The organism is Curvivirga sp. (assembly GCF_965219885.1).
GTDB lineage: Bacteria > Pseudomonadota > Alphaproteobacteria > UBA8366 > Aestuariispiraceae > Curvivirga.
Genome location: NZ_CBDCOT010000009.1, coordinates 882,693 through 895,410, shown reverse-complemented (window position 1 = coordinate 895,410; position 12,718 = coordinate 882,693). Strand labels below are relative to the sequence as shown.

The 12,718-nt window shown below is 40.0% G+C and carries 14 protein-coding genes; 5 read left to right on the top strand and 9 right to left on the bottom strand.

Annotated elements, in window-relative coordinates; translation table 11 throughout:
• Positions 1 to 131: 131 nt before the first annotated feature.
• Both grpE and hrcA read right to left on the bottom strand, forming a co-directional pair.
• Positions 132 to 749, bottom strand: a complete 618-nt coding sequence (gene grpE, locus ACOQOA_RS09675; RefSeq protein ID WP_420548437.1) for a nucleotide exchange factor GrpE — start codon at positions 747 to 749, stop codon at positions 132 to 134.
• 139 nt (positions 750 to 888) lie between these two features.
• A complete protein-coding gene (gene hrcA / locus ACOQOA_RS09670; protein ID WP_420548436.1) occupies positions 889 to 1,932 on the bottom strand; it encodes a heat-inducible transcriptional repressor HrcA in 1,044 nt (347 codons plus the stop codon).
• A 150-nt stretch (positions 1,933 to 2,082) separates the two neighbouring features.
• On the opposite strand from hrcA, the gene rph reads away from it, so the two are divergent.
• From rph to hemW, 3 genes are read left to right on the top strand one after another with little or no spacing between them, the layout of a single operon-like run.
• A complete protein-coding gene (gene rph / locus ACOQOA_RS09665; RefSeq protein WP_420548435.1) occupies positions 2,083 to 2,817 on the top strand; it encodes a ribonuclease PH in 735 nt (244 codons plus the stop codon).
• Positions 2,818 to 2,829: 12 nt separating this feature from the next.
• Positions 2,830 to 3,438, top strand: a complete 609-nt coding sequence (gene rdgB / locus ACOQOA_RS09660) for an RdgB/HAM1 family non-canonical purine NTP pyrophosphatase (protein ID WP_420548434.1) — start codon at positions 2,830 to 2,832, stop codon at positions 3,436 to 3,438.
• Between the two features lie 18 nt (positions 3,439 to 3,456).
• A complete protein-coding gene (gene hemW / locus ACOQOA_RS09655) occupies positions 3,457 to 4,599 on the top strand; it encodes a radical SAM family heme chaperone HemW (protein WP_420548433.1) in 1,143 nt (380 codons plus the stop codon).
• A gap of 13 nt (positions 4,600 to 4,612) precedes the next feature.
• Here the strand turns inward: hemW and ACOQOA_RS09650 are convergent, their stop codons facing one another.
• The 7 genes from ACOQOA_RS09650 to ACOQOA_RS09620 form a co-directional block, all read right to left on the bottom strand.
• Positions 4,613 to 4,963 (bottom strand): hypothetical protein, encoded by a 351-nt coding sequence (locus tag ACOQOA_RS09650; protein WP_420548432.1) that lies wholly within the window; start codon positions 4,961 to 4,963, stop codon positions 4,613 to 4,615.
• A gap of 84 nt (positions 4,964 to 5,047) precedes the next feature.
• On the bottom strand, positions 5,048 to 6,199 hold the full coding sequence (locus tag ACOQOA_RS09645; protein ID WP_420548431.1) for an HD domain-containing phosphohydrolase: 1,152 nt from the start codon (positions 6,197 to 6,199) through the stop codon (positions 5,048 to 5,050).
• 97 nt (positions 6,200 to 6,296) lie between these two features.
• The gene (locus ACOQOA_RS09640) at positions 6,297 to 6,707 is read right to left on the bottom strand and encodes a YqaA family protein (protein WP_420548430.1); all 411 of its coding nucleotides are present in this window, start codon (positions 6,705 to 6,707) and stop codon (positions 6,297 to 6,299) included.
• 48 nt (positions 6,708 to 6,755) lie between these two features.
• Positions 6,756 to 7,337 (bottom strand): hypothetical protein, encoded by a 582-nt coding sequence (locus ACOQOA_RS09635; protein ID WP_420548429.1) that lies wholly within the window; start codon positions 7,335 to 7,337, stop codon positions 6,756 to 6,758.
• Between the two features lie 128 nt (positions 7,338 to 7,465).
• Positions 7,466 to 7,726, bottom strand: coding sequence for a hypothetical protein (locus tag ACOQOA_RS09630; RefSeq protein WP_420548428.1), 261 nt, complete (start codon positions 7,724 to 7,726; stop codon positions 7,466 to 7,468).
• Between the two features lie 193 nt (positions 7,727 to 7,919).
• Positions 7,920 to 8,450: a GNAT family N-acetyltransferase gene (locus ACOQOA_RS09625; RefSeq protein ID WP_420548427.1), complete on the bottom strand. Its 531-nt coding sequence runs from the start codon at positions 8,448 to 8,450 to the stop codon at positions 7,920 to 7,922.
• 108 nt (positions 8,451 to 8,558) lie between these two features.
• On the bottom strand, positions 8,559 to 8,816 hold the full coding sequence (locus ACOQOA_RS09620) for a YjhX family toxin (RefSeq protein ID WP_155156776.1): 258 nt from the start codon (positions 8,814 to 8,816) through the stop codon (positions 8,559 to 8,561).
• A gap of 403 nt (positions 8,817 to 9,219) precedes the next feature.
• Between ACOQOA_RS09620 and drt3a the strand changes: the two genes are divergently transcribed.
• A complete protein-coding gene (gene drt3a / locus ACOQOA_RS09615; protein WP_420548426.1) occupies positions 9,220 to 10,482 on the top strand; it encodes an antiviral reverse transcriptase Drt3a in 1,263 nt (420 codons plus the stop codon).
• Positions 10,475 to 12,508 (top strand): antiviral reverse transcriptase Drt3b, encoded by a 2,034-nt coding sequence (gene drt3b / locus ACOQOA_RS09610; RefSeq protein ID WP_420548425.1) that lies wholly within the window; start codon positions 10,475 to 10,477, stop codon positions 12,506 to 12,508. Before drt3a ends, drt3b begins: the two co-directional genes overlap by 8 nt.
• Positions 12,509 to 12,718: the final 210 nt, after the last annotated feature.

Genomic DNA, 12,718 nt, shown 5'->3' with positions numbered 1-12,718 from the left:
TTAAGAAGATATAATTTATAAATATCTGATATTATTAATTAAAATATCCATAAAATTTGGGGGGATAGGTATAAAAAAACCCAACCAATTGTAATGGTTGGGTTTATAGCTATTTCTAATTAGAAATTAGATTATGCAGTCGTATCTACAGATTCTACATTATCTGGTTTTTCTTCGGGTGTGCCCTTGGCTACAGCAACCATAGCAGGACGCAACAAACGCTCATTTAAGACATAACCTGGCTGCATCACATGAACTACGGTACCTGCAGGCTGACCTGAATTTTCAACTTCAGTCATGGCTTGATGAAGTTTGTAATCAAATTTTTCACCTTCAGGGTTTATATATTCGATTTTGTTTTTGCCAAAAGCGTCTTGTAACATTTTCTCTGTCATTTCCACGCCAGTGATAAATGTTTTAATTTGTTCATCTGCAGCTTCTTTTGCTTCATCAGACAAAGATTCCATAGCGCGTTGTAGGTTATCAGCAACAGGCATCAATTCTTTGGCTAAGGGGCTGACGGCATATTTCGCCATATCGGTTTTTTCTTTATCTGTGCGGCGGCGAATATTTTCCACTTCAGCCAAAGCACGCATCAAACGATCTTTCAGCTCTGCATTTTCGGCTTGTAGTTTTTCAATAACTTCAAAACCGTTTTCTTCTGTTACAGCTACATTTTCTTCAACTGCAACTTCCTCAGCAGTAGCTTCAGTTTCTTGATTTTCCACAGGATTTTCTTGGTCCATCATCTTTTTAGATCTCTTTTTAAACATCTTGATATCTGGTTGAAATATTCAACAGCAGCTATTCAGCCTAAAACTGCAGACTTTTCAACTAAAATTTGGTTCTGCGCAAATTACGACTTCTTGCCGTTTATATAGGGTGTCCTTACTTCTGACGCAACATTTCACTGACAACTTTTGCTGTATAATCCACCATGGGAATAATGCGGGCATAATTCATACGTGTTGGTCCGACCACACCGATGGTACCGATGATCTGTTCTTCACTGTTGCGATAAGGGGAAATAATCATTGAACAGCCGGTCACAGAAAATAGCTCATTTTCAGCGCCGATAAAAATTTGAACCCCATCTGCATCCTGCGTGAGGTCCACTAAACGAAGTAGATTTTCTTTCGTTTCAAGTGCTGTGAAAAGGGTGCGGATATTTTCTAAATCACCAAGAGCATTGATATCTTGCAATAAATTTGACTGACCTCGTACAATGAGCACGCCGTCATCACTGGTATCAGACCAGGTAGCAAGGCCGGCTTCGACCAGTTTTGTAGAGAGCTCATGAATGGCGGCCTTGTTGGAACTGATTTCATTGGCAATAACAGCTTTCGCTTCGGTTAAACTCTGACCAATAAGCTTAGAAGATAAATAATTTCCGGCCTCTATCAATATAGAAGGGGTTACACCAACGGGTAAATCAAGGACCCGGTTTTCCACCTGACCTTCTTCTGTGACCATTACCACTAAGGCGCGCCCTGGTCCAAGACTGACAAATTCCACATGTTTCAGGCGTTGTTGTTCTGTTTTCGGGGCAACAACTAAACCTGCACAGGCGCTTAATCCAGACATTAAATTGCCTGCTTGTTCTAAAACCTGATTATAAGAGGCGCCATTGGTTTTACATTGGGCTTCAATCTGAATGCGTTCCTCGTCCGTTAGATTACCGATTTCCAGGATTCCGTCTACAAAAAGGCGCATGCCAAGATCCGTTGGCAGACGTCCGGCTGAGACATGAGGTGCATAAAGCAATCCATATTCTTCTAAATCCGCCAAGACATTCCGAATAGTGGCGGGGCTTATATTTTCATGAAGTTTTTTAGAAAGGGTTCTTGAACCAACAGGTGCACCTGTTTCCACGTAGGATTCAACGACCAGTTTTAATATTTCTCTGGATCGGTCATTGAGGTCTGAAATCATGAAAAGGCCATCCTTATACGTTATTATTTGTATTTTTTGTAAGAGTGCAGGTTTATTCCGGCTTTGCAAGCGTGTTAGGCTTGTCCCAACTGCTTTCGCAGCTTATAGAGAGGCCAGTTTAGCATATTCGTTTAATTTTGGAGTATTTTTATGACTGAAACACATCGCCCTTCCGGTCGCGCTTTAGATGAAATGCGTGTGATTGAACTGGAGCCGGATTTTAGCCCTTATGCGGAAGGATCCTGTTTGGCGAAGTTTGGAAATACTCATGTCTTATGTACCGCAACTGTGGAAGACAATGTACCGCCATTTTTGCGTAATTCTGGTCAAGGCTGGGTGACAGCAGAATATGGAATGTTGCCACGTTCCACTCATAGCCGTATGGATCGTAAACGTACTGCGGCGAGTGGCCGTACACAGGAAATCTCCCGCCTTATCGGGCGTAGTCTACGTGCGATTACGGTAATGGACGGATTTGGAGAACGTCAGGTACGTGTGGATTGTGATGTGATCCAGGCAGATGGTGGTACCCGTACAGCAGCTATTACGGGCAGTTATGTGGCGCTTCATTTAGCTTTTGAACATTTGAAAAAATTGGGTGTTATTGAAGACATTCCATTGAAATCTCATGTGGCAGCCATTTCTTGTGGTATTTTTGAAGGGGAAGCTGTTTTAGATCTGGATTATCCGGAAGATAGTAATGCTGGCGCAGATGCCAATTTCGTTTTGACAGATAAAAACGGTATCGTGGAAATTCAAGGAACCGCCGAAGAAGACCCGTTTAGTGAAGAAGAGTTCTTGAAACTTCTGAGCCTTGCCAAAAAAGGCGTTAAAGAATTAGTAGATGCCCAAAAGGCTGCTATCGAGAAATCTCTTTCTGCATAAGGTATTTGGTAGATGAAATCTTTACGTGGTCAAAAGCTGGTTATTGCTACTCATAACAAAGGCAAGGTTCCGGAGATTGCAGCTTTGCTGGAGCCTTATGGCGTGGAAGTTACATCTGCAGGTGAGTTGGGAATTTCCGAACCGGAAGAAACCGAAGCAACCTTTAAAGGAAATGCATTATTAAAAGCGCATCATTCTGCTAAGGCCTCTGGTTTACCAGCTTTAGCAGATGATAGCGGTCTTGCAGTTGACGCATTAGATGGAAAACCAGGTATCTATTCTGCCCGTTGGGCGGTTAAAGACGGCGTACGGGATTTCAACTATGCCATGGAAAAAGTAAATGATGAGTTAGGGGAGAATGATAATCGTACTGCACGTTTCATTTGTTCCTTGGCATTGGTTTGGCCTGATGGCGAAGAAGCTTGCGTAGAAGGCTTTGTTGAAGGTGATATTGTCTGGCCAGCACGTGGGGATAAAGGCTTTGGCTATGACCCTGTTTTTCAACCAAAGGGGTTTGATATCACTTTTGCGGAAATGGAACCGCAGCGTAAACATGAAATGAGCCATCGTGCAGATGCCTTTAAAAAACTGGTTGAACTTGTTTTCGCAGATGACGCATAAGGCTTAATTCAATTTATCATGTCTGACCTGTCTGAAATTGCCTTATATGTGCATTGGCCTTTCTGCCAATCCAAATGCCCGTATTGCGATTTCAATTCCCATGTACGTGATCAGGTTAAACAAGACCAATGGCGTGTTGCCTTGTTGCAAGAATTGGATCATGCCATTCAAGAGGCAGGTCCACGCCAATTGAAATCCATCTTCTTTGGAGGCGGAACACCATCTCTAATGCCGCCCGAAACGGTTGGCGCAATTATTGAAAAAGCAAAATCCAGCTGGCAGGTTGCAGAAGATTTAGAGATTACTTTGGAAGCAAACCCAACCTCGGTAGATGTGGGCCGTTTTCATGGGTATCGCGATGCAGGTGTCAACCGTCTTTCCCTTGGCGTGCAAAGTCTACAGCCAGAGGTTTTGGAATTTTTAGGCCGCCTTCATAATGTGGATCAAGCACGCCAAGCCATTGAATTGGCGGGTGATTTGTTTGATCGTTACAGTTTCGATTTGATCTATGCGCGCCCAAATCAAACCATTCAAGCTTGGCGAGAAGAATTGAAGGATGCGCTGGCTTTAGCGGGGGATCATCTTTCCCTCTATCAATTAACCATTGAACAAGGTACCGCCTTCTATACCAAACATCGCCTTGGTGAATTTATGATGCCGGATGAAGATTTGGCAGCCGAGTTTTATGAGGTAACCCAAGAGATGATGGAAGCCTCTGGCCGTCCAGCTTATGAAATTTCCAATCATGCGAAACCGGGACAGGAATCTCGTCATAATTTGGTTTATTGGCGCTATCAGGATTATGCCGGGATCGGGCCTGGTGCCCATGGGCGCCTCAAAATAGAGGGGCAGAAATCTGCTGTCCTTCGTCATCGTTTACCAGAAAAATGGTTGAATGCTGTTCAATCCCTTGGTCATGCAACCCGCGAAATCGTCTCGGTTGATGCACAAGAACAATTTCAAGAAGCATTAATGATGGGATTGCGGTTACGAGAAGGCGTGCCTGTCTTTCGTTTGAATGAAATTGGCGATTTTCTTCAACAGGATCGGTTAGATATCTTGTGTGAAGAGGGGTTGCTTACCCAACGTAACGATAAAATTTTGGCGACCAATGAGGGCCGCCAACGTCTGAATGCTGTATTAGACTACTTATTAAACTAGTTGACTATAATCATCAGGATGGTTTTGGTTCCTGCGCTGCGTTTACAATAGCTGTGTAAAGGCTATTGGCACGTTCGCGGTTTAATTGACCTAAATCCGTAGGCGGGGTTAATGCGTCTAGCATCTGTTGGATATCTGCATCGGAAATCACATTGTTTCGCAACATTGCCGCTGTGATTGCCGCTAAGCCCAACATTGCCGCATTACCTTCATGTTGAAGATGTTCCAAAGAACGGATTGAGGTTTTAATGGTTTTCAATTCTTCTTTCAGCTCATCATTGCCTTGCATGGCAAGTTCAACACGTTCCAAGGCCACAGCTAATTGGTTAATGCTGACACCCGTGGTTGAGATATTATCATTCATGGATTGGCCTCTTTTGCTTATCTTCAAGTCAGGGCTGATGTATAGGATTAGGTCGATATTAGCAAGTCAGGCCAAGGGGAGATGTTAGACATCACCCATACAACCATCCAATACCATTTCCTTAAAACGGTAATAGAATCCTTCTTCGATATGATCACCGACCATGTTATCCATAATGGAAAGGGCTTTTTGTGGCACCATGGCCTGCTTGTAGGATCGTTTATCGGTGAGGGCGGAATAGATGTCCATAATCGCTGATATTAAGCTTAAATCATCCATTTGGCCCCCTTTAAGGCCATAGGGGTAACCTGACCCATCAATTTTTTCATGATGACGTTCAGCGATATTTATTACTTCCTGTGGAATACCAGGAGAGGCACGTAATATGGATCCTGACAAAGTTACATGTTTACGCATTTCTTCCCATTCTTGGGGATCAAGTTGGCTTGGTTTTTCCAAAATTTCAATTGGTGTATCTCTTTTTCCAACGTCATGCATTAACCCGCCTTGGGCCAGCAGTTCCATATCAGTTTTCCCAAGCCCTAATTCTGCCCCAAAGATTGTCATCAAAGAAGACACTTTTAAGACATGCACAAAAGTGTAACCGTGATGCCGTTTCAGCATATCGACAACATTGCGCAGATCGCGATTGGCGGCGGCTTCAACTAATACGCGGGAACAATCTTCATAAAGCTCCGGCTTGATGATGGTGCTGGTATTTTCTGCATCAAACATTTTTCGGATAGAGCTTTTTGTCACTTTTAATACGCTTTGTTGAAGCGGGTTTAGCTCTAACCAATGGCCTTCTGCTGCCACATCACAAACTTCCCACAATTGGCTTAGGAAATGGGACGGGTGGAATGGAGCAGACATACTGTTTTCACAGAATTCCCGGATTAAATCTAGGCTTTCTGCAACCTGTTCTGTATTGCCTATGAATAGGGTTGGTAGAGATGAAAGGTCTTTTTCTTTTCTTTCTTCGTGTATGCGTTTTACGATTTCAAAACCGGTAATACCAGGCATATCGGCTTCGATTACGGCAGCATCATATTTTTCCTGAACACCATGTTCCACTGCGGCCCAGCCTTGATCAATGACAGAGACTTTAGCGCGCAATCTTACAGCCGGAAGGACGGCTTCGAATTTCTTTGGGTTGGAAACCGCAAAGAGTATATGGGTCATTTCTGGCTTTGCCAGTTTATCTGCTTGTTTTTGAACAAGCTGATCCCAAGACATATAGCCTCCAATTATCCAATTTTCTTAAATCCAAGTATAGAAATATTTTAGTTAAAGATAAGTAAACGACTAGAATGAATTCTGGTCAAGTAAAGCTTTAGAAAACTTTTATTATTTCATGCTGTATCAACGCGAGGATGATGTATCGGCCTGCTTTGGAAATCGTGACGAGAATGATGAATTTCCGAAAAGAAAAATGCATGGCGCCTGCAATTAAAGTTAATGGATCCCCAATAACAGGTACCCAAGCTAATAATAAGCTGGGCCATCCCCATTTATTGAAGCGATCTTCTGCTTTTTGAAGGGATTTTTCACTTACAGGAAACCACTTTCGATCTTTAAAATGGATTAGCCATCGCCCTAAAACCCAATTCACGATTGATCCTAGGATATTACCTAGGCTTGCCATGACAACCAGACCCCAGATCCATTCTGGCTCCGTTTGGATTAGACCAATTAACAGGGCTTCGGATGATAAGGGTAATATTGTCGCGGCCAAAAAAGCCATCAGGAAAAGGCTGAAAAATGAGAAAAGCATATACAGATAGGATAGTTTTTAAGGCTGTGGCGTTATGCCAATAACCATACGAGGTAATTCGTCTTCACTGGATCGGATCGCCCATTCATAGAGACGTGTACCACTACCGCTTACAGCTGTCGCATTTTCAAAGGTGACCTCTGCATCTGTCCAGACGCGGATACGTCCCCATGGGATAAAGCCGCCAGCTTCTAATTCCTTGCGGTAATTTTCAGGCAGTTTGTTGCTTTTTAATTCAACAACACCTGGTGCGGTACGAGCTATACGCATAAACCAGGCGTTACGACGCACAAAATGATAACTGCGTAATTCGTTGATATTACCTTTAAAGCGAAATTTGACTAAGAAACGACCTTCGCCCTTATATTTGATTTCACTGAAACCTTCATCACGGCGCAAATCTTTTTCATAAATTTCAGCCCATTCGATTTCTTCGGCACTGCCTTGTTGTATTTCACCAAGACCAAGCTTTGACAGAAATCTAAGATGAAGCAAATCACCTTCATATTCATAGGCAAAGCGACCATCCTGCAGAATTTGAATTCGCAGTTGATAGGCACTTGGCATATAACAACTGGCCAACAGCAAAAGTGCTGGCACAAGTATCAGATATCTAAAAAAGCGATGTGTTCTCAACATGCTGAGCAGTTTAAACAGATTTTTAAAATTAGGAAATCAGATATTTGTAAAAAGTGAGATCGGTACCTGATTTAACTTCTCTGCAAGTCTTACAATGAACCACCAGTAGAGAAGAAGCTTATAAAGCCGATTGCAACAGCGATTAAAACGGAACCTAAAATGATAGTTGTTAAATTAACCGATTTATTACTTTGTGCAGGTGCGCTGGTGGCAAGGACAATTTCTTGTTGGACTTTCTTGATATCGGCAACAAGTGTTTGTCTCGCTTCTTTTTTGTCTTTTGATAATCTGCTTAATGCAATATTTAAACGTTGAAGCTTCTCTTCTAGTTGTTTGACCTTCTGGCTCATTCTATGACCTTTTTTGTAATGCATGCCAACGAAAAAGGTTTATCCCCATACCAAATTGTCGACGTCTTTATATTAAGTGAGGCGAACTGTAATACATATTTCTACAAAATAATATAATAATTTAATAAAGTTATGACGAAGTTTAGAATATGAGGTTATAAGGGAGTATAAATTACTCCCTTATATTCCTTGATTATTCAGGCCGACCAGATGTGTCCCAAAGTTCAGGTTTCATAAATGGATCAATAGCAATTGTTTCCCCGCTGATCCCATTCATCGTGCCTTTTTTCAATTCACGCATTTTCCATGCCTCCAGATATGTTGTGAGTTCTGGATAAGGTGTCAGGATATGTGTTGGTTCAAATCCATTGGCGGCATAATATTTGGGATAACCTAGAACGAATACGGCATCCGCCCCGATTGATCTTAAATGTTCAACGCCTTTTTCGATCAAATCCTTACCAATTTTTTGCCCTTGGAATTCAGGTAGAACCCCAATAGGTGCCAGAAGATAACATTTCTTTTCTGGGTGCTCCTTCATTTGAAACGGGGTGAAGATGATATTTCCTGCAACCATATTATCCCGCTCTATAGAAATAGAGATAGTATCAGGCTGTAGGAGAAATTCTTTTACCAAGTCTGAAATGATTGGTCCTTCTTCTTCACCAAATGCGAGTAAATGAAGATTTTGGAGCGTTTGAATATCTTCGTTGTTATGTTTCATGGCTTTTCTTTCTTTACTATAATACATATTCCCAAGGGTGAAGACTATGGAAGACTTAACCCTTGGGAATAGGTGATGGTGCCGGCTCTGTTTGAGCCAGTATATGATCTATCGATTGTCGAGTTGGGCATTCACGTTTAAACGCCCTTCATGTGAAATTTGGTAGGCTTGTCCTTTTTTGGATCGGATCAGCTTTTTCTTTTTGAGTTTTTTAAAAACCTCTATTGAAAATCCGACCAAGGCATAGCCATCACGGTTAAAGCAGGTGACTTCGGTGACGTGACCGTTTGAGCCACGTTCAAATCGAATGCAACCGCCTTGTGCCAACGCGTGCAAAGCGCGTTGTTCAGCTTTTGAAATATTCATTGATTTTAGTCTTTATGCTGAAAGTAACTTAGCAACGGTTAGACGCACAAAAACAGCACAGCCGATAGCATCCGTTGCGTTAATTGCTTCTTTCACGAACCAGAAGCGAGGTTACTTTGATACATTCTCTAACATAAAAACTCATTAGTAGCGCAGGACAGGCCTGCTGTTTAGATGCGGGTTATCTAATTCAGGACAATTCAAATGTCAATCTGTAGGCATAAATAAGGGGGATGTTTCGCTTACCTATTCCAGTTTTATTAAGCTTATAAGTAATGCTCTAAATATAAATTTGAGCATAAAAACACCCATAAGAAATGCGGATATTTTTATTTCCTCTTTAAATTGTAATTTTTCTGACTTAGTATTTGCCTTCCTTATTTTATAACTCAGCAGATAGAGAATGTTAGATCAACGGTTTAGCGCAGAAAATCTTCATAAGTCACTTAATAGGAAGATCTTAATTCGCCATCAATTAAGAGAAGATATAAACGCAAGTAAATCTATGCGCTACTTGCGTTACACGACACTTGCCTCTAGTCAGATTAGCAAGGATGAGTTCGATTTTCCTGGCATTCATAGCTACAAACACAATCGCACTAAAACAACAACATATTCAGTTGAAGCTCGAACCGGCTTTTATACGGATCTAGCTCTTCGCAGATTAAACAGAACTTTGCGTGGAGTATTCAAAATCTCTTTCTCAGATCGACATGCTATATCAAAACAGATTTCATCGATTTTCCAGTCAGATTTCACCGGAACAATTATTAAACTCGACATCAAAAGTTTTTATGAAAACGTGAACTTAAACACCCTGCAAGACAAATTATTGGATGATAGAATTCTGTCAAATGAAACAAAAGTTATTCTTAGGAAGCTTTTCAGAAAATTCAAAGAATATAAAGGATTGCCTAGGGGGTTAAGTATTAGCTCAACACTTTCGGAATATGTATTACGTGATTTTGATAAGAAAATAAGGATGATTGATGGGATCTATTTTTATGCCAGATATGTAGATGATATTATTATTTTCTGCCATTTAGACAGAGATGTAATCAAAGCTGAACTAGAATGTATATTGGAAGCAAAGCTTACTAAAGGCCTTAAATTCAACAAAAAAGAACAGGTCATCTATGCAAGTATAGATCATAAAGACCATCTTCCATACTACTCATCTATAAAATCAGTCACTTCGAAACGGCCAGTCTCAATCGACTTTCTTGGATATCGCTACATTCTAAATAACAAGAAAAAACAATCGAATAAGAAACAATCAGCCTTAAAAATCCAAATTTCTGAGAAGAAAATTGATCGGGTAAAAAGGAAAGTTCAAATCGCTATAATCGACTTTCTTAGAGCACCTAATATCCAATTACTAAAGGATCGATTGAAATTTCTCTCAGGCACATACCCATTACACCAGAATTATAAAACAGCAGCACACCATAACAACCAACTCAAAGGTGGATTGCGATTTACTTATCCTCTTTTGAATGACCTTACCCCATTAAGAGGTTTAGATAGGTACCTTATTCAAAGGGTTTCAACTTCTAGAATACCAATATCTACAAATGAATTTTCCTTTTTAAAACGCTTTACGGAACACGAAAACTTTACAGAAGAACGTATCAAAGAAATCATTGAGTGCTGGAAACATGCCTAAGCAATACATTTCAAAAACTGACTATGACCGTGTCATCCTCACGGAATTGCTGCCATATGAAATGCCATTTCATTTCACCAATCATTTTTTCTATCAGTATATAAAGAACAAAAACAACGCAGGCATAGTTGAATCTTGGAAGTCTTCAAATGACTTCACAATACCAATGGAGTTTACAATTCCTAAAGGTGTTTCAGATGGACGCCTTATGAGCGTCATCCACCCTATCTCCCAACTTCGATTTATCGATTTTTATAAAGACTTTGATCAGTTGATCATCCACCAGTGTTCAAAAAGTCCATATTCAATACGCGCTCCGAGAAAGATTGCGGATTGTTATTATATTAAAGACGCAGAAGAGATTAAGCAGGAAGAAGATGGAGGGGTAAATGAGCCTGACACTAGTAGTCCAGATGCATCAACATTAGACACTGAAGATGAAGACAAAGTTGCTAGGACATATTTTACATACGGTGACTTTGCAATGCTCCACAAGTTTTACGCCCATGATAGCTTTCAAAGATTGGAGAAGAAATACCCATATTACAAAAGAGTTGATGTCAGTAAATGCTTCTACAGTATTTACACTCATTCAATCGCTTGGGCGGTTACAAGCAAAGAATTTGCAAAATCTCAGATCGAAGTAAGACCTGATAATTTTGAGACCAAGTTTGATCAATTAATGCAACGTTCAAACTATAATGAGACTAATGGCATTCTCGTTGGGCCAGAGGTTTCTCGAATTTTCAGTGAAATCATATTCCAAAGAATTGATTTGAGTATTTTTCAATCAATCAAAAATTTGATTAAGAATGATGGCAGGGAACTTCAACATAAAGTCGATTACGACATTAAACGTTATATGGATGACTTCTTTATCTTCGGCAGAGATTTGAAAGATATCGAGCGAATCTCGGAAATTATTTCAAGTGAGATTAGGAAGTACAATTTTTATCTAAATGAGTCGAAAGACATCCATCAAACTCGTCCATTTATGACCAACATTAGCGTTGCCAAGGTTAACTTAAAAAAGTGCTTTGAAGAGTATCTTCCTAGGGAGAACATTTCTGACCTAATTGTTGGAAAAAGGTTTAAATCAAAAAAACTAATCAATGAAATCAAAGGCATTATCAAGCAAAATGATACTTATTTCTCTTATGTTAATAATTTTGTTCTTAACGAAATACACAGCCGCCATAAAGCGGTTTTAGAAGCGATCAAGATAAAATCTTCGGAATATAGTGCTGAAGAGTTAGAAGACTTTCTTGAGCGCTTTATCGATGTAATATCATTTTTAATGTGTATGAGTACAAGCTTTAGATCAGTTCATCGTTCAGCAGACATTTTAGTTAATATATTTAGTGAGCTGAAGAAGAAATCATCATCAGATACAGAAATATCAAAACGCCAAACTCTATCACATATCTCGAAGTATATTTTTGATGAAATGAATATTGTTTTAGATAACTATTCTGATAATGAGCATTACACTTCTGAGAAAATGAGCATTCTCATTATGATAAAGCATTTATGCCAAGACAATCTGCTTAGTGAAGAGAAGCTTTCAAGTTTAATATCCTTGCGTAGTGACGATACTGAAAACCTCCATATGAAATTCACCACTGCATTAATTTATACAGCCAACTCCGATAAAAAGTGCAACGATAAATATGAAGATTTGGTAAATGAAATACTCCTATATACTGAAGCAGCTTTGGAGAAAAACATAATCAAACTTAGATCAGCGGATCATTTCATCATATTCTGTGATTACATGAGTTGCCCTTTTCTTGATTTTGAACGGAAATGGGAGGTGTTTGAAAAGCTTCGGGACAAGTTCAATGCTTCAGAAAAGTCTAAGTTTGATGATATGCTAAAAAATTTATTTAAATATAATCATAGAAAGATGAATGCCTTTAAAAAAGCGTTGCAATCGCCAAAAACTTGGCCTCGTTTCACGAATTGGAATATTGAAAGAGATATCAGAAACGAAATTCGTAAAAAAGAATTGCCACTACCATACTAATTAGCTAGCTTAAATCTGCCTTATTGAGACTTTTTGGAGGTTGCTTTTGCGACGACTCTAGAAAGTCTTTGGAGACCTTGATGTGGTCGCAAAAGCAATAGCGTACCAACGTATCTAACGACCTAGTCTAATAGAATCATTGAGGACAGAATAAATGTACTAACCCTACAATTTATTCGCACACACGACAGACATGATCCCGTAAGGCTA